Below are 22,698 nucleotides of genomic sequence, written 5' to 3'. Positions count from 1 at the left end.
AAAACCACCTAACAAATTGTTAGGTGGCTTTAGTCGTTGCTTAAGAGATTTCTTGTTTAAGCTCGTGACAAATCACGCTCAATTACTTCTTTTAAGTACTTACCGGTATAAGATCCTACCGTTTTCATAACCTTTTCAGGCGTACCGGCGACCAAAACTTTTCCTCCACCAGCACCGCCTTCTGGGCCCATGTCAATTATCCAATCAGCCGACTTAATCACATCCAAGTTATGCTCAATCACTACAATAGTGTTACCAGCATCCACTAGTCGTTCCAGCACTTCTAGCAAGCGGGCAATGTCGTCAGTGTGTAGGCCTGTAGTCGGTTCATCCAGAATATAAATTGTTTTACCATTGGTGCGTCGATGAAGTTCCGATGCTAATTTCATACGTTGGGCTTCACCACCTGACAAGGTCGTTGCAGATTGGCCTAGTTTCACATACCCCAAACCGACATCATTAATCGTTTGTAGTTTTTTAGCAATTTTTGGAATAGGCGTGAAGAATTCAAGTGCTTCTGAAGCAGTCATGTCTAAAACTTGTGATATATTTTTGCCTTTATAGGTAACTTCCAGCGTTTCTGAATTATAACGAGTTCCACCGCAAACTTCACAGGCTACATACACGTCAGGCAAGAAATTCATTTCTATTTTGATCACACCATCGCCACGACAATTCTCACAACGACCACCTTTTGTGTTAAATGAAAATCGTCCTTTGTTGTATCCACGCATTTTAGCTTCATTTGTTTGTGAAAACAAATCACGAATATCATCGAATACACCTGTATAGGTCGCAGGATTAGAACGTGGTGTACGTCCGATTGGTGATTGATCAATATCAACTATTTGTTCAAGATTTTCCGTGCCTTCAATCGATCGATACGCACCTGGTTTTTCAGAGTTATTATTTAGTTTTTGTTTCAAAGCTCGCTTCAACACTGTATTGATTAATGTTGATTTACCAGAACCTGAAACACCTGTTACCGCAACAAACTTTCCTAGAGGTATCTTTGCAGTAATGTTTTTTAGATTATTTTCTTTGGCGCCTTTTACTGTAATCCAGTTGCCATTTCCTTTTCGACGCTTGTCAGGTATTGCAATAAATTTTTTCCCAGATAAATATTGTCCAGTTAATGAGCTTTTATTGGCTTCAACTTCAGCTGGCGTACCACTAGCCACAATAGTACCACCCAAAGCACCAGCACCAGGGCCAACATCTATCAAATAATCAGCCGCGCGCATTGTATCTTCATCATGTTCGACAACAACTAAGGTATTTCCTAAGTCACGCATACGATGCATTGACTCTAGCAGCATATCATTGTCCCGCTGGTGCAAACCAATGGATGGCTCATCTAAAACATACAGAACTCCTGATAAATTAGATCCAATCTGAGTAGCTAGACGAATTCGCTGAGATTCTCCACCAGAAAGCGTTCGTGCTGAACGAGAAAGTGTTAAATACTTTAGACCTACGCTTTGTAAGAAGCCAAGACGATCTTTAATTTCTTTGATAATAGGCGAGGCAATTTCACTATCCTGTTGTCCCAAGGATACACTATTAAAAAATGCCAATTCTTGATCAACCGGTAACTCCGATACCTCACCAATATGTTTGCCATTAATTTTAACTGAAAGAGCGGCCTTGTTTAGGCGATAACCGCCACAGGCTTTACACTTTAATTCTGTCATATAATGAGTCATTTGCTCTCGCGTGAAATCTGAATTTGTTTCCGTGAAACGGCGAGCGATGTTATTTATTACCCCCTCAAAAGGGATATCAACATCACGAACCCCGCCAAAATCATTTTTATAGTGGAAATGAAAATCCTTTTCATCAGAACCATTCAGAATTAAATCTTGTTGTTTTTTAGGAAGTTTATTAAATGGTGTGTCCATGTCAATAGCAAATTGCTCAGCAAATTGACGCAACATTTCCGGATAATAGTTGGATGATATTGGGTTCCATGGCTGAATAGCTCCCTCATTCAAGGTTTTCGTATCGTTCGGAATTACTAAATCAATATCCACTTCGCGCGTGACCCCCAAACCCTGACAAAACTCACAAGCTCCTAATGGTGCATTAAAACTAAACAAACGCGGTTCTAATCGCCCTGCACGAAAATTCTTCAACTCTCCAAAATAATGGTCGGAAAACTTTAATGGTGCAGTTGGCTTTTCATCATCACGAGTTACCACATCAAGCTCCACTTGCCCGTCATTCAAACGAACAGCTGCTTCAATCGAGTCAAATAGACGTGACCGAGAATTGCCACGTAAAACAATGCGATCTATCATAACGTCAATGTCGTGAGCCTTGTTTTTATTAAGACTCAACTGCTGTGAATCAATCTCAATAATATCTCCATCTACACGAGCTCGAATATATCCCTGTTTGCGCATATGGTCAAATGCTGTTTCATGCGATCCGCGTTTTCCTCTAATAATTGGTGCAAACACTTGTAATCTTGTACCCTCAGGTAGGTTATTCAATGTATATTCAACCATTTGATCGATTGTATACATGATTTTTGTACCATCTTTTGGATCATCTGGTCGCCCAACACGTGCGTATAGTAAACGGAAGTAATCATTGATTTCAGTCACCGTACCAACGGTTGAGCGTGGATTATTAGATGTTGTTTTTTGATCAATAGAGATAGCAGGTGATAAACCATCAATAGAATCGACATCTGGTTTGTCCATTTGACCTAAAAATTGGCGTGCATAAGAACTTAAACTTTCCACGTAGCGCCTTTGCCCCTCTGCGTATAGGGTATCAAAAGCTAATGATGATTTACCTGATCCAGATAGACCAGTAACGACTGTGAGTTGATTTTTAGGAATATTTACATCAATATTTTTTAAATTATGAGCGCGAGCACCGCGTATTTCGATATGATCTTTTGCCATTATTTTCTCTTTTTCGTTTATATCAGTTCAATTAAAGATTAGCACGTGTTTTTAATTCCATTACCGTATCGCGCAATTGAGCTGCCTCTTCAAAGTCCAGTGCCTTAGCTGCCGCCTTCATTTGACTGGTCATATTATCAACAATAGACTGTTGCTCATCTTTAGGCAAGTCGTTAAACGCCACCTTTGTCAAATCAACAACTTTTTCTTCAGTAGCAGCATGTGTGACAGATATCAGGTCACGAATATCTTTCTTAATTGTTTTCGGTGTAATACCATGTTGCGCATTATATTGCATCTGAATATCTCGCCTGCGGGCTGTTTCATCAATAGCTTCACGCATGGATTTAGTCACCTTATCTGCATACATGATAACGTGTCCATTTTCATTACGTGCGGCACGACCAATAGTTTGGATTAACGAACGTGGATTACGCAAAAATCCTTCTTTATCAGCATCCAATATAGCTACTAAGGATACTTCAGGAACATCAATACCCTCACGCAATAGGTTAATACCAATTAAAACATCATATTTACCCAAGCGTAAATCACGAATAATTTCCGTACGTTCAAGTGTTTTGATATCCGCATGCAAATAAGCTACTTTTATTCCCAAATCTTTCAAATAATCAGTTAGATCCTCAGCCATACGTTTGGTTAACGTTGTGATAAACACACGTTCATCACGCTCTGATCGCTTCGTTATTTCCCCGACCAAGTCATCAATTTGTCCCATGACTGGTCGCACTTCAACTTCTGGATCAAGCAACCCCGTTGGTCGAATAATTTGTTGAATAATGTGTTTTGAATCGACACGCTCATTTTCATAATCTCCAGGTGTCGCTGACATATAAATAATCTGGTTAACGTGTTTTTCGAATTCAGGAAGTTTTAATGGCCGATTATCTAATGCACTTGGCAAACGAAAGCCATAGTTAACCAACGTTTCTTTTCTAGCTTTGTCCCCATTAAACATACCGCGAATTTGTGGCATCGTGACATGACTTTCATCAATAACAATCAAAAAATCATCTGGGAAAAAGTCAATCAAAGTAAATGGGGGCTCACCCGCTTGACGGCCATCCATCCAACGTGAATAGTTTTCAATGCCACCAACAAATCCCATTTCTTCAAGCATCGCCAAATCATATTCTGTACGTTGTTTAATACGCTGCGCCTCTAATAACTTACCTTCTTTTTTGAACAGCTCAACTTGAGCGTTCATTTCTTGACGGATACCGTCCAATGCCACCTGCATTTGGTCATCATCGGTCATAAAATGTTTTGCTGGAAAAATAGCTACATGATCACGTTCTGCTATTGTTTCTCCTGTCAATGAATTAATTTCTCGGATGCGATCAATTTCATCACCAAAAAACTCAATTCGCAAAGCCATTTCATCTTGGGAAGCAGGAAAAATTTCAATCACGTCACCACGAACACGGAACGTTCCACGATGAAAATCAATGTCATTACGAGTAAACTGCACATCAATCAAATCACGCATTAATTGATCCCGCTCATATTCATATCCAACACGCAAACTGATAACATGATCCTTATACTGGTGCGGATCTCCTAAACCAAAAATAGAACTGACGGAAGCAACCACAATGACATCATTACGTTCAAGTAACGAACTAGTCGCGGAGTTTCGGAGTTTATCTATTTCATCATTCACAGCTGAATCTTTTTCAATAAACGTATCAGAGCTTGGGACGTAAGCTTCCGGCTGATAATAATCATAGTAAGAGACAAAATATTCTACTGCATTGTTAGGAAAGAATTCTTTTAACTCACCATATAACTGTCCAGCTAAAGTCTTATTATGACTTAAAACTAAAGTCGGCTTTTTTACTTCCTTAATTACATTTGAAATGGTAAATGTTTTACCTGTTCCCGTAGCTCCGAGTAGTATCTGTTCTTTAACATGATTGTTGATTCCACCAACTAATTTTTCAATAGCTTGTGGCTGATCACCGGTTGGTTCATATTTAGACTTAATTTCAAATTCATGTTCTATCTGTCGCTCTATCATTGACGTTCTCTTTTCATAAATCTGCTCAGTATTATTTCACACTTAGTACGTTATCATCCCATTATAACAAAAAACGAACAAACGTTCTACATGAGCGTTTTGTTCGTTTTTTGTTATTACTTGTCATCGTCGTCAGAATCTGTTTTTAATTCCGGTGCATCTGTGACATAGTCGCTAAGCGTTGATTTGCCTTTATTTTTGGCTAATACACTCGAAGGATTAGACTTGAGTGCTTTTTTAAGCGAAGCCAGTCCCTCAGTTTTTTTATAATTATAATTCTTTTTGTTAATAAGATTAAAATCAGAATTTGAAGTATCAAAGCGCAATAAGTCGCCTGTAATAACTGCATCGGAGTAACCCAAAACTTTTGTTGCATAAGCGGACATTTGTTTTGCAACTTTTTGCAACTTTTTATCTGATTTAAGCGTAACTTGATCACCAGTTTTAGTATTAAAATACTGGTTATTGTATTTCGTATACGTTGGCGTTATCCAATCACCATCACGGAAAACCACTTTACCATCGTACTTCGAGGACAGCATATCTTGGCCAAACATAGTCATATTATTATCTGGGATTCCAAGCACATCCATTAAAGTTGGCAACATATCAATTTCACCACCATATGTATGGTCGATACCACCTTTTAGCCCTGTCGCATGAATCATGAACGGCACTTTTTGGAAAGTAGCTAAATCATTATTAGTAATTTTATCTTTACCAAGTAACTGCGCAATAGCATCCTGATGGTTTTCAGAAATTCCATAGTGATCACCATACAGCACAAATACAGAATTGTCATACAACCCTGCTTTTTTGAGATAACTCATCAGCTCAGCGAATGCCTGATCCAAATAGTGAGCTGTTTGAACATAACCATCAACAGTTTTGTCTCCAGTTTTTGTTGCCGGGAAGCTGATATTTTGTTTATCCAAATCATATGGATAATGATTTGTTACGGTGATTAACTTCGCATAAAATGGTTGTGGGAGCTGTTCAATATACTTCGCACTATCTCGCAGAAAAATTTTATCTTTCATCCCATAACCAATGTTATAGTTTGCTTTGTTTGCATTAGCATAATAAGCTTTAGAGAAAAAGTAATTATAGCCAAACGATTTATAGGTATTATCACGATTCCAAAAACTTGCAACATCTCCGTGAAAGGCAGCGGTCGTATAGCCTCTTTGTCCTAAGATAGCTGGTAATGACTCAAACGTATTACTCGTACCATACTTGACCATGGCAGAACCTGTAGCCAAACCATATAGGGAGTTTTCTTGCATCATCTCCGCATCAGATGTCTTCCCCTGACCAACTTGGTTATAGAAATTATCAAAACTTAGTGTGTTTTGGTCATGATAGAATTTGTTCAAGTTGGGTGTGACTTCTTGCCCATCAACTTTATAATCTATTAAGAACTGCTGAAATGATTCCAAATGAATCATAAAGACGTTCTTACCTTTTTGCGTACCATAATATTGAATATTGGCAGGCAGTTTTTGCGTAGCAACAAACTTTTTTACTTTAGCTAAATCGGATGGCTTTGCTCGCTTCCGGCTTTCGGTTTGATTATAAGTTTGTACCGCGTTAAATACAGCATATTCATTCAATCCTAAATATTTAACAATGTAATTATTATCAAACGAACGAGTCAACAAACCTGAACGATCCGTTGATGCGATACCGTAATCTACTAACATCAAGATGATACCAAAAAGCGTCGTTAAAATAGCAAACTTTTTTTGAACGCCTTTATGATCAATCGTTAATTGCTTGAAAACCACTAGAAAAATTAAAATCACAATATCAATAAAGACAAGATAATCCGTCCAATGAATAATTGCCGCAATCGATTTACCAAGATTTGTTCCAGTTGAACTACCCGAACCCAAAATACCCATTGATAGGAAATCTGAAAATTCTCTGTAGTATAGCATATTTGCAAATAACCATATTGACTGAATCAAATTAAAAATGATTGCCAACCAATAACTGGTTACGCCACGAAAATACAAGGAAATACTTAAAAATATAATAGCCGTTGGGATGGGATTCAAAAACAACAAAAATTGTTGCGTTGACCCTTCCACACCCAAATTAAAATTCATATGATATTCGGCATATGTCTTCAACCAAACGAGGACAACGTTTAATATGAAAAACCAAACTATCGGTGCCGATGTATCCATGGTTCTTTTAATTTGTCGCCAGAGATTTTTGGGGTTTGAGATTCGTTTTAATAAACCTATCATTTGTTATAAACGTGCTTGATAACATCTTAATACAATGTGTTAAGCACCCTCCTAATAAATTAGTTTGAAATCATGTAAAACATCATAGATTTCAATTGCAACCAAATCAATATCATCAAATTGAAACTGTCGAATTTCTCGGTGTTCTTGGACTGTCCAAATTTTGGTTAATTGATCATAAGAGACCTGTAGTGCTTCTATGCCAAAAGCGTCAAAGCGACGAGTTTGAACACTATTATCTGTTGAATCCATCATAGCACGTAACCGATTTAAAATTTGTTTCAAATCACTCGTATTGTACTTGTTGTCAAGCATTGTCACTCCTCCTATCATGGTGAGCAGGAATAATGTAAGCAATTATTCCTGCAAAGATACCAAAATAATAAGTAATAAATCGCCAAAGTAAGATAACGAGAATCAATGTTGCTGGATTTTTAACAAAAGGTGAGAACAATAATTGAAAGCTAAGTTCTGCACCACCAACACCACCTGGGATTGGGAACAAAGAAATCACCATAACAATCATAATATTCATCGTTACTATCAGCCATGGATTGACAGACTGATAACCGAAAGCACGTATGACAAAATAAGGTATCATATAGAACGTCATTAGTTGTAATGACGTAAAAAAAGTGGCGCCGACTAATGATTGCCAACTGCTAATTACACGACGTGATTCGGTATGAAAATTATCAATCTTTTGCTTAACATTCGCAATTAATCGCTCAAAACGCTCGCGACGCATCATTTTTTTTACAACTATTGCCACTAAATCGACCAGGCGTAATGTTAACGATGGCCAAAACATAACTAATATGATACCAATAATCACTACAGCATGAATCGCTATGGCAAAGGGGATGAATGTTGCGAAAGTAGGATTAACCTGTTGATAAATAAAGTGTTCGGCAGAAACATAACCTATTATAAAGAATACCACAACAACAATTTGATAGACTAAAAACTTCATGAGAATAACAGACATCGCCCGACCAGTTTCTACTCCAGATTTCGATAAACCGTATAACTGTGCCGGCTGGCCGCCAGTAGCAAATGGTGTGACTCCTGTTCCCAATAAATTTAGTAGCGGAACTCTTAATAAGGACAATACCGAGGTGTGGCGCCGATCTTCTTTGCTCAATAATGCCCTTGTGGCTGCCGCCTCAAGGAAAATTGATATAATCATCGCGAACAGGCCAAACAGTAACCAATGCCAATCCAGATTTTCCAACGCTACGGACAGTTGGTGTCCTTTACCACTTAATTCTTTTGTTAAAAAATAAACGACAATAGCCGTCAGAACAACAACGATAATCATTGATACTCTATCACGTCTGAACATCGAGATTACTCACCCTTCTAACACCATTTTATATACCGCCTGTAATTGTTTCCCAATTTCAGGTAGGTCACGTGTTTGAGCTAATTTATAGCCTGCTTCACTTAAATTTGGTGACTCCCCAGTTAAAATTTTTTGCATCTTGGTTTCAAACTCATCCAAATCACAGGCTTTATAGCTATTTACCCCATCCTGTAACCATTTTTTATATACTGGAATGTCACGCACCAAAACCTTTTGCTTTGAAGCTAAGGCTTCTAGTACCACAATACCTTCCGTTTCTTCGTAAGAAGGATACAAAAATAGATCTGCACCTTGAAAAGCACCACGAATGACATCTCCAGTAATATATCCAGGAAAAATTAAATTTCGTGGATGATTTCCTTTTATTAAACGACTTATTTTATTAGGTACTAGTCGTAAATCAGTGTAGCCAAACCAAATAAAAATATGCTCAGGATGCCTTTTTGCTAGTTCAACAAAGTCTAAAATACCTTTTCGCTCAAAGAACAACCCCACGCTCATAACCACTTTTTGATCATCTGCCAAATCAAAGTACTCACGAAATTTTTTTATTTTATCATCATCATGCTGATATTTTTCTAGTGGAATACCATTAGAAATAGGAACAATCGGTTGATTTAAACGGTATCCGCGCAGCAACTGCTTCGAATAAGGCGTTGGCGTAATAATCGCATCAGACTTACTATAAAGTGATACTAAGTATCTTTTAAATAACGGGGCAATGGTATTAGAACCAGTAAAAGAATTTCGAAAATCTTCATAAGTTGAATGACCATGGTAAACAACTTTTTTACCCAATTTGTGTGCCTTATTGACCATATGATGGCTATTCACACCGTATGTATTAATATGCAGTACATCGTAATCAAGGGACTTGGCATCAGTAGTTACTTCAACATCCGTGTAAGATAATGCTTCTTTTTGCAACTTTAACGCACGTCCAATACCAGATTTAGCTATTAAATTTTGATTTTCAAAATAAAGTAAAACTTTCAATTAATTTCTCCTGAATGGATTACGTAAAATACGTTTCATATATCCCACCTCTTCATCATTGGGATATTCATTTTCCACGTCGCTAGCATGATAACTAGCCAAAATATCATCATAAAATGCTAAAACACGTGTTGCAAAGGTGTTTGCATCCACGTCTTTCATTTTTTTATGCCGATAGGCAATATCTTCTTCTGTATTTGGTCGTTTCAGATATTTTGTGATGCCTGCTAGTAGTTCATCATAATCACTAACCAACGTACCAATAGCTTCATTATCGACCAAATTATCTAAGTAAGGTGAATGTATAGCCACAAATGGTCTATCTGCTGCCATCGCCTCAATAAATGTTAATCCTTGAGTTTCAGTATCTGAAGAACTTACAAAAACATTCGCCATCTTATAATAATCAAAGATGTCATCATGATTGACCATTCCTGTAAATATTATTTTGTCTTCAAGGGCTAGTTCTTCAACCTGTTCTTCTAAAGATTTACGTGCTGGACCATCACCAGCAATAACTAAACGTGCTTCGGGTATTGTCTGTAATACTTCAGAAAAAACAGAAATTGTCACACTAATATTTTTTTCAAACGCTAAGCGTCCCAGCGACAGAACAATAGGTTGCAATTCAGAAAAGTGATACTTTTCTCGTAAGTTAGTTTGTTTCGTGCCATGCTCTGGTAAACAAACACCTGTAGGAATAACTCTCATAGGTGCGGTCACACCGTAACGACGGAGTGTATCTTGAACGAGATTTGACGGCGCGATGACACCTGCCATACTAGCCATATATCCCTTCATAATACGTCCCACACCATGTGGCCCAATCAACATCCCCTTAGCAAAATAATGGGTGTAGTCTTCATACATCGTATGATAAGTGTGAACAGCAGGAATTTTTAACTGTCGCGCCACAAATTTGCCCATTAAACCTAAAGAGAATTCTGTTTGGGTATGTACAATGTCGAGTTGTACAGATTTGGCAATTTCAACAGCTTGAATCAATCCACGAAATGCCAGTCGACGATCTTTAAATCCAAGATATGGTAGGCTTGAAAAACGATAAATATGCGATTCAAATTTATTTTTAGGTACCTTAGGATCAGTAGATGTAAAAATATAAACTTCGTGCCCCTGACCTTCAAGTGCTTCCTTAAGTGTCTTAATCGAAGTCGCAACTCCACTGACTTGTGGAAAGTACGTGTCCGTAAACAAACCAATGTTCATTGTTTTCTCCAATGTTCAAAAATATACAAATTTCTATAAAAGCAATACTGCTATTATAACATTTTACGTAAAAATGGTCGAATACTGATGCAATTGTTCTCCACATAAAAAAACAACAAATCATTTTCCATCCTTTATAACACAGGACTTCAAACTATTTGTTGATTTTTACTATGTTAATCAAATACCATTTGGTTATGGTACAATTCTGAATAAAATCCGCCTTCAGCAACTAATTCCTGATGAGAACCCTTTTCAATAACTCGACCATCTTTAAGAACAACAATTTTATCAGCACCCAGTATTGTTTTCAATCGGTGAGCAATAACAAAACTCGTGCGTCCAGCAATAACATTATCCATCGCCGCTTGAATTTTTGCCTCTGTCACCGTATCCACATTAGATGTTGCTTCATCTAATATTAAGAAATCCGGATTAGTTAAAATTGTGCGGGCGATTGATAATAATTGTTTTTGACCTGTTGAGAAGACCGAATTTTCGTCATCTACTTTGGTCTGATAGCCTTCTGGCAGCGTCATAATAAAGTCATGGATGTTCGCCTGCTTAGCAGCATCAATCATTTCTTCTTTGGTAGCATTTGGCTCACCAAACTTAATGTTGTCCGCGACAGTACCACTAAATAATACTGATTCCTGCAACACAATGCCAACATGATCACGTAATGATTTCAAGTCTAACTGACGAACGTCGATGCCATCAAACTTTACAGATCCTTCAGTCACATCATAAAATCGATTCAATAAGTTCATAACCGTTGTTTTTCCTGATCCAGTAGGACCAACAAGGGCTATCATTTCCCCTTTTTTAACGTCAATTGAAACACCATGAAGAATTTCTTTGTCATCATTGTATCCAAAGTGAATATTTTCTAAGGTGACACCCGACTTTAAATTAGTTAATTTCTGGCCACTTTCGGGGTTAACTTCTTCAGCTTGTTCATGGACATCGCTCAAGCGTCTTGCACCAGTAACAGCTAATTGCAACATATTATAAATAGATGTAATTTGTGTGATTGGTTGGTAATACTGCTGTGAATAGTTAACAAATACCACAATTAATCCTAAACCAACCGACTTATCCATACCGTCATGAACAATTAACCATGACCCAAAGAAAATCACAATGGCCAAGTTCAACAGTGACAAGCCTTGCATTAAAGGAAACAGCATACCAGAATACATCTGTCCTTTAAAAGTAGCCTGCTTCACACGTTCATTATACGGACCAAAGTTAGCGATTGATTCTTGTTGCAATCCTTGCGTAATAATAATCTTCTCACCATTGATTTGCTCATTAATATAACCATTCATACGGCCAGTTTCATCTTGCTGCGTGTCAATATATTTTCTAGCACGACTAATCACAAACCAAGCGACGATAATAGCAACTGGTGTCGACGCCATAGTCACCCATGCTAATTTGACGTTCTGCTGAAACATCATAATAATGATGCCAACAAACAGAGCGAATTGTGATAAAAGTTGGAAAATGGCTTGGTTCATCGCGTTAAAAATATTATCTAAATCAGACGTAAACAAAGATAAAATTTCACCATCTTGATGAGTATCAAAATATTTAATCGTCATCCGTTGCAATTTAGCAAATAGACCAATTCTCATTCGTCCTGATGCCTCTGAACTAATACGACTAGATATAAAACTAGAAATGAACATTGTTGCTGCGGTTAACGTAAAGAAAATCATCATCGCTTCCAGCGCATGATAGAAAGGTGTTTTGCTAGCAATAGCATGCGTTTGAGGATTCAAGTATTGACTTAAATAAGTCGACAATTCTGTAATTGCCTTTCCCATATACACTGGCGCTTTAACTTGGAAGTAAGTTGAGGCTATTGTCACAATAGCTACGAAAGACAACGCTAACCAATAACGCTTAAGATACTTTGCGAAATATTTAATTGCGTGTTGAATATCTGCCATTATTCTGCCCCTTTCGCTTTTTGTGTTTGATAAATTTCAGCGTAGACCGGTGAAGTTTCAAGCAACTCTTGATGTGTGCCAATGCCAACTACCCTACCCTCGTCCATTACTAAAATGCGGTTAGCATGAATAACTGAACTGATTTTTTCCGCAATTACAATTGTTGTCGTTCCTTTTAATTCCTGGTCAAGTGCTTCTTGAACCAGCTTTTCGGATCGGGCATCTAAAGCCGATGTTGAATCATCTAAAATCAATATTTTAGGACTACCAACAACTCCTCTTGCTATAGAAAGACGTTGTTTTTGACCACCGGAAAAATTGGACGAACGCTCTTCAACAATGTGGTCAAAATTATCTTCATAACGATTAACAAACTCCGCAGCCTGTGCTATTTCAACAGCTTTTTGAAAATTCTCTTCATTAGCGTCTTTTTTACCTTGACGCAAATTTGATGCAATCGTACCACTGAACAATATGGCCTTTTGTAGAACAAACGAAACCGCAGCTCGCAGCGACTTTTCGTTTACTTTTTTGAGATCTACACCACCAACAGATACCATACCTTCCGTAGGATCATATAATCTTGGGATTAATTGGGCAAGTGTTGTTTTACCTGATCCAGTTGCACCAACGATACCAATCATCTCACCTGCTTCAATATCAAACGATACGTTTTTCAAAGCTGGTTTAGTATCTCCAGGATAAGTGAAAGAAACATTTTTGAATGAAATATCTCCATTCAAATCATGATCAGGCGCATCCTGTGCGTACGTTAGGTCTGGCGTCGTATCTAAAATTTCTTTGATACGTCTTAGAGAAACAAAGCCACGTGACGCAAAGGTAGCCATCATGCCACCAATCATGATAGCAAAAAATATTTGCATTAAGTATGATACAAAAGATGTAATGGCCACTAGGTCATTAGGATGTTTAACAGCGTCACGACCAACAAATAAGATAGCTGTGCCAATCGCAATGTACGAAATTAACATGAACATTGGCATCATTGTTGAGAACAAGTAACCAACTGTTGTATTAACTTGCGTTAATTCATTTGAATTGTCAGTAAAGCGCTTGGTCTCATTTTTTTCTTGATTAAAAGATTTGACGACGCGAACCCCTTGCAGATTCTCCTTAGCTAGCGTGTTTGTTTTATCAATGAGTTTTTGGATTTTAAAGAAAAATTTCCCCATTTGCTTGAAAACGACTTGGGATGCTAAAAAAATTAAAACAACCATCAAAATTACAATCCACCATAAACGTGGCAACGTAATCAAGGCTAAAATAAAAGCCCCAACAAACAAGACTGGAATTCGAGTTAACGATTGCAAAATCATCATAATTAATTGTTGCACTTGGTTAACATCATTTGTCATACGAACAACTAAATTTCCTGCAGAAAATTTTTCAATGTTTCCAAATGAAAACGACTGGATTTTTTCATATTCATGAGCACGTATATCTGCTGCAATCGATTGGGATACCTTAGCAGCAAAAATAGTGTTAATAACACCGGCAATGAGTCCTATTACAGCTAATGCTAGCAACTGCACACCATAGGAAACGACCTGATTTTGATTATCAGCAATAATTGCTTTCATTACTTGTTGCAATAAACGTGGTTGCCATAATGAAGCAAGAGCCATAATAATTACCGCAATAATTGAAAATGAAATATCACGAATATATGGCTTTGCATGTTCTTTTAAAATTTGCATCTCGTTCCCCTTTTTAAGACAGTGAGAGATATTTTACTCTGCTGGTTGTAATTTGTCAACTAGTCAACACGAGATTAGTATAAGAGATATTACTTTGTGTGTCAATGTAAAAAAGTGCACAAAACTAGTTTGATAATTCTAAAAAAAAGCCGGTGCTTATAGCACTGACTTTCCAACTAATAATAAAACTTTTAAATTACAATTGTTGCTTATCAGCCTCTGAGTTAGCTAAAACTTCTTCGCCATTTGCAGTAATAGTAAATGTCTTGTCAGCAGCGTTAGCAACCAAAACTGCAACATTTTCACCAGACTTATCCTTACGAGTAATCTTGATAGTTGTGTCAGATGGTGTTTCAACATCAATTGATCCATCCAAATCAAATGCCGCAAAGTTGTTACGCCATGACAAAAGTTTCAATAAATTAGCAACAACTGGGCGCTTAACTTCTTCCTTAACTTCATCAACTGAGTAGTAGTGACGGTTAATGTTACGTCCTTCTTTTGAAGATTCAAGCAATTCAATATCATTTTCACCGGCCAACAAACCAACGTAATAGATTTGTGGGATACCAGGAGCAAAGACTTGGAATACACGACTCAGCAAGTATGCAGCATCATCATTTCCCAAAGCTGAGTAGTATGTTGAGTTGATTTGGTAGATATCCAAGTTGTTGTATGAAGCAGAAGAGTAAGTCTTCTTCACGTTAGCACCAACTTTGTATAATTCTTCAGATGCATAATCAATTTCTTCATCAGTCAAGACGTCACGCGCATCGACAACACCAATACCATCGTGTGTATCCAAAGTAGTAAATTGCTTCATTGGTGACATCTTCAACCACTTAGCTAATTGATTTGTCTTACCTGAATAAAGTGTGTAAAGTGTTGTCATTGGCAAAGCAAAATCATATGTGAAGTAACCATGATCATTAATCTTCTTAGGAATTGAATAGTGTTCATGGATTTCTGGCAAAATTTCGGCCTTCAAAGGTGTCAAAATTTCACGAACCTCGTTCAATGTGTCCCAGATTTCAGGCTCAACGAAGAAGTCATTTGTATCAACTTTTTTAACAGCGTATGCAAAGGCATCCAAACGAATCAAGTTAGCTCCATGCTTCACCATGTCTTCAAGAGTTGTCTTGATAAATTCTTTAGCGATAGCTGAGTTTACATCGATATCAATTTGTTCATCACCAAATGTGTTCCACAAATTTTCAGTTGTACCATCATCAAAAGTAATTTCTTGAGTTGGTGCCTTATCCTTACGCTTGTAAATCAAGTCAACATCGGCTTGTGTTGGACGGTTTTCACCAGCCTTGGCCCAGAACTTTTCCCAACGAATGAAGAAATCTTTATACTTTGATTCATCATGATTTTTCTTGAAATCTTGATACATAACAGATTCACGTGAAATGTGGTTAATCATGAAATCAAACATCAAGTAGTATTCTTCACCCAATGCTTCTACATCACTCCAGTCACCAAATGCTGAATCAACACGTGTGTAATCAGAAGGTGCAAAACCACGGTCTCCTGTTGATGGGAAGAACGGCAACAAGTGAACACCACCAATTGCATCACCAATGTCTTCCTTCAAAACTTTACGAACATCCTTTAAGTTTTTACCTAATGAATCAGCGTATGTGATAAGCATTGCTTTATTTTGAATTTCCATAGTTATTTCTCCTGTTTTCTGTTAGTTATAACTGTAATAATTGCGATAATAAGAAGTACCGAACCCAAATATGGAATGGTAGCATATGCTGAAGAAGCAGCGCTACCACCACCATGACCAATCAGCTTTGCAAAAGCTGCAACTACAATCGGTTCAATGAATACACCAACGTTAAATCCGATTAATATGATTGATGTCACTAATGACTGACGTGCAAGTGGTGCCAACTTTGGTAATTGATTAAAAATGAATGGTGAAATTAATTGTAGTGGGAATCCTATTAACAAAACCCCTAAAATTAACATACCAAAGTTACCATTTGAAAATGCAACCAAGAAATTTGAAATCGCCATTAATACTAATCCAATTTGTAGTGTGAAACGACCAAACTTTGCCATGAACCAACCATATGTTACACCACCAATTGTTGCTGCAATCAGCATAGCTGACAATATTGGCGAGGTATTGTATCCGTCTCCCTTCAGGTCAGCCGCCATAAATGGAAAGCTAAGTTGAATGGCCATATAATCAATCACAAGGAAAGCAGCAAAGAGCGTCAGTACCAATACTAATGGACTAATACGAGTTACCTCTTCTACCTGTTTGCTGTCTGTCGTTTCCGTCTTAAGTGGTGTCATTTCTGATGTATCAGGAACCCGCTTAATGAACAAGAACAAAATTGGAAATGCAATTAGATATACCAAAAATGTTGCGTGCCAACCAAACGCCAACAACAATCCTGCTAACAATGTTAATACAGCTTGTCCAACTTGTTCAGCAGCTGCACGGTATCCAAGCATCGAAGAACGTGTTTTTCCATTGTACATCACAGCAATCATGGACACTGCCAGTGAGTTAAAAATACCAAATCCAGCACCCAACACTGTTCGTGATACTAAAATGATCACATATGAATCGGTAAAAAATGGTATCATTCCAGCAATTCCGACCAATGTTACTCCTAAAATGATTGTATTTTTATCACCTAATTTAGCAGCTATAAAACTACTCAAAAGAACAAAAATAGTCACAGTAATAGAAGGTGTAGTAGCCAACACTTGTGCTTCGGTGGATGAAATATGCAACGCCTCTGTCATTTGTGGCAATGCGCCGTTAATAGCGTATGCACTTGTCAAGACAAATGAAATGCCCAAAAAAGCAATTTTAGTGAGCAGGCTATCTTGTTTAACCATATTATCTCCTTCAATTATGATAATCGCTTACCATAATATTGTAACCGGTTCCACCATAAAATGTCAATCGTTTAATACGATTTTTGTGAAGAAAATAACGAGTGCGTTTTCTGAAACATCAATGAAAACATTATCACTAAACGATTTGTTTAGATAAATTTAATCCTTAAAAAAATATAAAGTATTAACCGTATTTTATCAAAATACGGTGTCAACATCATTAAAAAGTTCCACTTGCAAACCGTCGCCATCAAGATTGAAAACTGCCACAGCACCATTTTTTGGTCTTTCAGCCCCGATAAAATGGCCATAGTGCTGTGCTAAATTACCAATGAGCTGACCGTGCGTAACTAATAAGACATTCGCATCGGCTTTTTGTGTCATGAGGAGTTTTTCCAATGCAGCGTCTATTCTTTGCCAAAAATGTGTTGCGTTCTCACCTAAATGCTGTGGATCCACTTCGTAAATCTTATTCATAATCGCTGTCATGTCTTGAACTTCTGCAGCAATAGCATCTGGTGTACCTTTAGCAACGCCAAATTCTTTAGCCACAGCACCCCACATCACATCATTACTACCACCCTCAAAGCTACCAAAAAAATATTCACGCCATTCTGGTGTAATTTGTAGCTTAGTATGCTCGTGGATATTTTCAGCCAGGATATATTCTGCGGTATGCATAGCACGTGAAGTATCAGAAGAAAAGGCTACGTCAAAAGCGACGTTTTTTAATCTTTTACCAGCTTCCTGACCATCTTTTTCACCTTTCTTGGTTAGCGGTGTATCAGCCCATCCCTGCACTTTATTTAATGTATTAAATATTGTCTGACCGTGACGTACAACATAAAGTTTCATTCGTTTTTCTCCCTCATCCAAGGTTGTTCACTAATCTCGTTTTGTGTCAATATAAGATGCATTGTTTTTTGCGCTTGTGGAACGAACATTTTAGGTTCTGGATGAACTGGCACGAATTGTAAATCAAGCGTTTCAGTGCCATCCTTTAACATCTGACCACCAACATGCTCAACTTCAAAACCAATTCCAATGGTTTCTTGTGCATCACCCCAAGAATTTTTTTTAACCTCATTTGTGGCAATCCCTAACATACGAGTGACTTTGACATCAAGGTTTGTTTCTTCTTTAAATTCTCGTTTAACAGCCTGCATTGGTGAGTCGCCATACTCAAGATAACCCCCAGGGAATCCCCATCTTTCATCAGAGTCCCAACGTTTCTCTAATAATATTGCATCATGTGCATCATTCCACAATACACCAAATGCCGATACAAATATCATTCCATCGTGCCCAACTTTTTCGCGCATACGCGCAATATAATTTTTTTCCATATTAATTATTAACCACCTCGGCAAAATCAGGTAACAAACTTTTAGCTAAATCAAACAATAAATCCTTATGAATGAAGTCTTCTTTAAAAACTTCCGGTAATATTTCTTTTGCCAAATACTTCACACTGGCCATATCTTTGAATTCGGCGAGTGCTTCCAAACTACTTTGAAAAATATTTACAAAAACGGGTTCAGGGTTAAACTTTTCTAATTCACCGTATGCTTCATAGAGAAGATCAATTTTATCAGAAATGGATAAAATTTTGCCTTCAATCGTATCATCTTTTCCTTCCCCTAGACGCCGTGTATACGCGGCTTGAAATTGTTCAGGAATTTCTGTTTTAATAAAGTTTTCAGTCATTGATTCTTCAACATCAGCTAACATTGAACGTAATGTCGACGTCGCATATTTCACTGGCGTTTTAATGTCACCGATAAATCTTTCTGTATAATCGTGATTTAAAGCTTTTTCATAAACTGATTTCCAATTAATTTGAGCACCATTTTGTTCTTCAACATCAGCTAAAAACTGAGCAATTTGAGTTACTTTCCATGAGTGTGCCGCTACATTGTGGGGCTGGTATTTAAAAAATCCTGGAGCTCGGTTAATGAGTTCAAGCTGACTCATTCCCATGAAATATTGATGCATTGCCATTAACTATCAGAACATTTAGCAAATTGTAACGCAATTCTAAATGTTTTTCCTCCTATTTTAATTGCTTCTAGTATATCTCATATCGCTTTTTGGTGCATGTTTCACTCCTTTGTTGTCTATTTTCAGCAATCCAAACATAACGGCAATAATGCTGCTTTTCCTTGAGTAGCCAATGTACATAGGTTGCCAAACTTTGGTAAATTTATTTTTATAATGATGCAATCCTTCAAAAGAATAAACCTTTGAGCCAAATTGATAGACTAAATTAGCCAAGCGCTCACGTCCAAAACTTTGACGATGCTGGCCAACATTAGCCAAAGGTGACATACCTAAATTAAATATTTTAAAATGCCGTTGTTTAGCATAATCAAATACGTTGACGAATAAAACATCCATGACACCATTCGGTGCAGCATGCGTGAATCTCATTAAGTCAACTGACATTTGTTGTTCTGTATATGAAGTCACTAACGTTGCAAACGCTTCAATTTGCCCTTCTTTTTCAAGTACGGCTATTGGACTACGCTGCAAATAATTTTCATCAAAGAATCCTAGTGAGTATCCTTTTTCTTCACGTCCAGCAAGCCATTCATCACTAATTAGTTGCATTTGCTGCAACACGTCATGATTAAATGGTGGTTCTAATACCCTGAATTTGAAACCAGCACGCGTTGCTTGATTCATTTCTGAACGAATGTTCTGCATTTTTTTACCAGCAGTCGAAAAATCATCAAGAATAACCAATGCTTCCTCACCAAGTTTGAAAAAATCATAACCAAATTCATGGGCCATCATAGCAATGTTTTCGCTAATTTCATAAAAAACTGGCATATAACCAAGTACATCCGCTTCGTTTACAAATTGCTCCATCGCGGCAGCAAAGTACTTTTCGTCCCCAAAAGGATCCCCCATAACCATTGCCTTGTTGTTAATAATTCGAAACTGAATACCTACAACATCTTCATCGTCAGTTTGATAAAAATATAGTCTTTTATCACCCAAAAAAATGAGATTAGTGTAGTGATTATCACCAATAGTTAGAACTTTGTTCACTCTTGCTTCATCTAATCCCACACCAAGCGGAATCTGCTGTGAATGCAAAAATTTAGACAAAGCTAAACCAGAAATAGAGACAACAGTGATAATAATAAGACCTACATACCACCAATGCATGGATGGCATGTTACCAACATGATGAAAATGGCGATGAATTGGAGGTAAATTGACCACGCCCAAAGCTAAATAACTAATAATTAGCGTCGCCCAAATCAGAAAATCCACAGCCTGCTCTTCCCAAGAGTGAATAAATTGCTTTCTATACAGAGACTTTTTACTAAATAACACCGCTATCAAAATAGCGGCTATAAAAAACAACGGTGCCAGATACTGATAAAAGAAAAATACATATGTAGCTACTAACAATAAGACAACAATAGTCGCCCCATAAGCACGTTGTACACGATTAGCAATGCCACGCGCACTAATTAAGATCAAAAAACCAAATAAAATATTGGGTAATTGATTGATTAAAGTATATGTGATAGGCCAGGAGCGTAGATGATTAAAAACAAATATTTTTTCTGCAACCTTGGGCATCGTCCCTGCTAAGACAAGCAACATACCAGATAAGTAGAGTATAATAATCAAAAATTGGTGAACAACTGATTGGGCAACATAATGTGGCACACCTCGAAAACTAGCATTAATTCGTTTAGAAATACGTAAAAACAAAAGAGCTACAGCACTCAATAAAGGAAACAAATTATAACTAACACGATATAATATGAGCCAAATAAAACTATCCACACGAGTTACATCAAAAAACGACAACATAATAATAATCGCAACGTCAAACGAACCCCAAGTTCCGGGTGTCATGGTAATCAGAGCAATTGCACTAGAAATAACAAAACTAAGTATGATTTCCGAAGTACCAATATCAATGTCAATAACACGACCTATTAATATAAACAACCCCACTTGAGCGAACAGCGTAATAATTGAGTTAATTATAAAACGTGTAACAACTGTGCTGTTCAACCCTTGCCAAATATTTATCCGTTTACTAAAGGAAATAATTATCCCTATGATAGCCACTAAAATAAACAGGGCTAGCCACACTAATTGTTCAGTTAACTGTTTATTGGCATCTAATATTAAAATGACAAAAGCAACGATAGTTGCGAAGAGTAAACCACTTTGACCAAGTATATACATTTGTATATAGGGCTTAATCGGCTTTTGTTTTGGTTGATCATTATAAAAAATACGTCGTAAAAATACACTTAAAATACCAATAAAACCAGCATTTAAATTAAAAACATTAACTAACCACGCACGCTGCAACATTTCACTCGTAGTTAGTTTGTAGCCTTGCCATTCGCGCAAAATAAGATCATTAAATAACGTTGGCATGATCACCAAAAATCCAGCTAGAAGTAGCAACACCATTTGCCACCAAGCAATATCATTCATTGTCGACAACATTGCATGCCACGTGATTTCTCTCGTCATAATGAATAACTGAGTAATCAGCACCAATGTAATAACTAATATAATTAACTTTGATAAAACGTGATTAATGCCCTTCATGCTTTCCCCCAAGTAAAAACGGTGTAATCAATTGTGCAAACTTCCGCGGATTTGTGTATGTTACGAAGTGCCCGTGCCCACGCAGAATCATAACTTTGGCAGCCGGCATAATTTTGGAAATACTTTCAATGTGTTGCCGTTTAACGATATCAAATTGCCCAATAACAAATAATATCGGTATTGTTAACACCTTTAATTGTGCCTGTGTAATATTCAATGGTTCACTCATGACATGTAGCTGTATATGACGGCGACGGGCTTTCTGACTAATTGGTGCAAATAATTCAGTTCCAAATCGTGCAATAGCATCTCCCCACCATAAAATACGATAGACACCATCTGATGTTACATTAGGTGCGTTCAAAACCATCCTAGAAACATGATTCTGCTTTTCAACTGCATATTTCAATGCAATATTAGCGCCATCACTATAACCAACTATGCTTATTTTATCGATAGACAGGTCTCGTCTCAATTCATCGATATCGCAAATAACATCTGCCATATCAATAGTTTTTTTAGTATTGGTGGAGCGACCGTGTCCTCGAGAATCTATCGCAATAACGTGAAAGTATGCTGTATAACTGGGTAATTGACGTTTAAAATAACGGGCAGAGCTACCATTACCATGTAATAAAAAAACAGTCCTCAACTGATCATTACCATATTCGTCATATACAATTTTTGTACCATCCGACATAACTTTTGTGACTGTTTTCATATTTTCTCCATAATAAAAGGAAGCTTACGCTTCCTTTTAT

Annotated in this window: 16 protein-coding genes; all 16 read right to left on the bottom strand. The window is 37.2% G+C overall.

Translation table 11 applies throughout. The features are described 5' to 3' along the window. Positions 1 to 56: 56 nt before the first annotated feature. Positions 57 to 2,915 (bottom strand): excinuclease ABC subunit UvrA, encoded by a 2,859-nt coding sequence (gene uvrA, locus A6B45_RS01945; protein WP_072613102.1) that lies wholly within the window; start codon positions 2,913 to 2,915, stop codon positions 57 to 59. A 31-nt stretch (positions 2,916 to 2,946) separates the two neighbouring features. Further along, positions 2,947 to 4,956, bottom strand: coding sequence for an excinuclease ABC subunit UvrB (gene uvrB, locus A6B45_RS01940; protein WP_072613101.1), 2,010 nt, complete (start codon positions 4,954 to 4,956; stop codon positions 2,947 to 2,949). Between the two features lie 116 nt (positions 4,957 to 5,072). Beyond that, the gene (locus tag A6B45_RS01935; RefSeq protein WP_072613100.1) at positions 5,073 to 7,211 is read right to left on the bottom strand and encodes an LTA synthase family protein; all 2,139 of its coding nucleotides are present in this window, start codon (positions 7,209 to 7,211) and stop codon (positions 5,073 to 5,075) included. A gap of 51 nt (positions 7,212 to 7,262) precedes the next feature. Then, entirely contained in the window at positions 7,263 to 7,526 is a 264-nt protein-coding gene (locus A6B45_RS01930) for a YkuJ family protein (RefSeq protein WP_072613099.1), read from the bottom strand. Continuing rightward, entirely contained in the window at positions 7,519 to 8,556 is a 1,038-nt protein-coding gene (locus tag A6B45_RS01925; RefSeq protein ID WP_072613098.1) for a lysylphosphatidylglycerol synthase transmembrane domain-containing protein, read from the bottom strand. The genes A6B45_RS01930 and A6B45_RS01925 overlap by 8 nt, the downstream gene beginning before the upstream one ends. 9 nt (positions 8,557 to 8,565) lie before the next feature. Next, on the bottom strand, positions 8,566 to 9,573 hold the full coding sequence (locus tag A6B45_RS01920) for a glycosyltransferase family 4 protein (protein WP_072613097.1): 1,008 nt from the start codon (positions 9,571 to 9,573) through the stop codon (positions 8,566 to 8,568). Next, positions 9,574 to 10,800 carry a glycosyltransferase family 4 protein gene (locus A6B45_RS01915; RefSeq protein WP_072613096.1) on the bottom strand — a complete coding sequence of 409 codons (1,227 nt, stop codon included), beginning with the start codon at positions 10,798 to 10,800 and terminating at the stop codon, positions 9,574 to 9,576. Positions 10,801 to 10,976: 176 nt separating this feature from the next. Then, the gene (locus A6B45_RS01910; protein WP_072613095.1) at positions 10,977 to 12,758 is read right to left on the bottom strand and encodes an ABC transporter ATP-binding protein; all 1,782 of its coding nucleotides are present in this window, start codon (positions 12,756 to 12,758) and stop codon (positions 10,977 to 10,979) included. Then, positions 12,758 to 14,476 carry an ABC transporter ATP-binding protein gene (locus A6B45_RS01905; RefSeq protein WP_072613094.1) on the bottom strand — a complete coding sequence of 573 codons (1,719 nt, stop codon included), beginning with the start codon at positions 14,474 to 14,476 and terminating at the stop codon, positions 12,758 to 12,760. The genes A6B45_RS01910 and A6B45_RS01905 overlap by 1 nt, the downstream gene beginning before the upstream one ends. A gap of 196 nt (positions 14,477 to 14,672) precedes the next feature. Next, positions 14,673 to 16,151: a sucrose phosphorylase gene (gtfA, locus tag A6B45_RS01900; protein WP_072613093.1), complete on the bottom strand. Its 1,479-nt coding sequence runs from the start codon at positions 16,149 to 16,151 to the stop codon at positions 14,673 to 14,675. Between the two features lie 2 nt (positions 16,152 to 16,153). Further along, positions 16,154 to 17,344, bottom strand: coding sequence for an MFS transporter (locus tag A6B45_RS01895; RefSeq protein ID WP_072613092.1), 1,191 nt, complete (start codon positions 17,342 to 17,344; stop codon positions 16,154 to 16,156). 198 nt (positions 17,345 to 17,542) lie between these two features. Continuing rightward, positions 17,543 to 18,199: a histidine phosphatase family protein gene (locus A6B45_RS01890; protein ID WP_072613091.1), complete on the bottom strand. Its 657-nt coding sequence runs from the start codon at positions 18,197 to 18,199 to the stop codon at positions 17,543 to 17,545. Beyond that, positions 18,196 to 18,690: an NUDIX domain-containing protein gene (locus tag A6B45_RS01885; protein WP_072613090.1), complete on the bottom strand. Its 495-nt coding sequence runs from the start codon at positions 18,688 to 18,690 to the stop codon at positions 18,196 to 18,198. Before A6B45_RS01885 ends, A6B45_RS01890 begins: the two co-directional genes overlap by 4 nt. 1 nt (position 18,691) lies before the next feature. Continuing rightward, on the bottom strand, positions 18,692 to 19,345 hold the full coding sequence (locus tag A6B45_RS01880; RefSeq protein ID WP_072613089.1) for a YfbR-like 5'-deoxynucleotidase: 654 nt from the start codon (positions 19,343 to 19,345) through the stop codon (positions 18,692 to 18,694). A 57-nt stretch (positions 19,346 to 19,402) separates the two neighbouring features. Continuing rightward, the gene (mprF, locus tag A6B45_RS01875) at positions 19,403 to 21,937 is read right to left on the bottom strand and encodes a bifunctional lysylphosphatidylglycerol flippase/synthetase MprF (RefSeq protein WP_072613088.1); all 2,535 of its coding nucleotides are present in this window, start codon (positions 21,935 to 21,937) and stop codon (positions 19,403 to 19,405) included. After that, a complete protein-coding gene (locus tag A6B45_RS01870; RefSeq protein ID WP_072613087.1) occupies positions 21,924 to 22,658 on the bottom strand; it encodes an alpha/beta fold hydrolase in 735 nt (244 codons plus the stop codon). Before A6B45_RS01870 ends, mprF begins: the two co-directional genes overlap by 14 nt. Between the last annotated feature and the right edge of the window lie 40 nt (positions 22,659 to 22,698).

The organism is Leuconostoc suionicum, from assembly GCF_001891125.1.
GTDB classification, from domain to species: Bacteria; Bacillota; Bacilli; order Lactobacillales; family Lactobacillaceae; genus Leuconostoc; species Leuconostoc suionicum.
Note: the sequence above shows the minus strand (reverse complement) of the source record. Positions and strands in the feature narration are given on the sequence as shown.

Coding starts and splice junctions, on each gene's coding strand:
- A6B45_RS01895 (WP_072613092.1), bottom strand. CDS start 17,344: ATGGTTAAACAAGATAGCCTGCTCACTAAAATTGCTTTTTTGGGCATT.
- A6B45_RS01870 (WP_072613087.1), bottom strand. CDS start 22,658: ATGAAAACAGTCACAAAAGTTATGTCGGATGGTACAAAAATTGTATAT.
- A6B45_RS01935 (WP_072613100.1), bottom strand. CDS start 7,211: ATGATAGGTTTATTAAAACGAATCTCAAACCCCAAAAATCTCTGGCGA.
- A6B45_RS01930 (WP_072613099.1), bottom strand. CDS start 7,526: ATGCTTGACAACAAGTACAATACGAGTGATTTGAAACAAATTTTAAAT.
- A6B45_RS01880 (WP_072613089.1), bottom strand. CDS start 19,345: ATGGCAATGCATCAATATTTCATGGGAATGAGTCAGCTTGAACTCATT.
- uvrB (WP_072613101.1), bottom strand. CDS start 4,956: ATGATAGAGCGACAGATAGAACATGAATTTGAAATTAAGTCTAAATAT.
- A6B45_RS01890 (WP_072613091.1), bottom strand. CDS start 18,199: ATGAAACTTTATGTTGTACGTCACGGTCAGACAATATTTAATACATTA.
- uvrA (WP_072613102.1), bottom strand. CDS start 2,915: ATGGCAAAAGATCATATCGAAATACGCGGTGCTCGCGCTCATAATTTA.
- A6B45_RS01910 (WP_072613095.1), bottom strand. CDS start 12,758: ATGGCAGATATTCAACACGCAATTAAATATTTCGCAAAGTATCTTAAG.
- A6B45_RS01925 (WP_072613098.1), bottom strand. CDS start 8,556: ATGTTCAGACGTGATAGAGTATCAATGATTATCGTTGTTGTTCTGACG.
- gtfA (WP_072613093.1), bottom strand. CDS start 16,151: ATGGAAATTCAAAATAAAGCAATGCTTATCACATACGCTGATTCATTA.
- A6B45_RS01885 (WP_072613090.1), bottom strand. CDS start 18,690: ATGGAAAAAAATTATATTGCGCGTATGCGCGAAAAAGTTGGGCACGAT.
- mprF (WP_072613088.1), bottom strand. CDS start 21,937: ATGAAGGGCATTAATCACGTTTTATCAAAGTTAATTATATTAGTTATT.
- A6B45_RS01905 (WP_072613094.1), bottom strand. CDS start 14,476: ATGCAAATTTTAAAAGAACATGCAAAGCCATATATTCGTGATATTTCA.
- A6B45_RS01915 (WP_072613096.1), bottom strand. CDS start 10,800: ATGAACATTGGTTTGTTTACGGACACGTACTTTCCACAAGTCAGTGGA.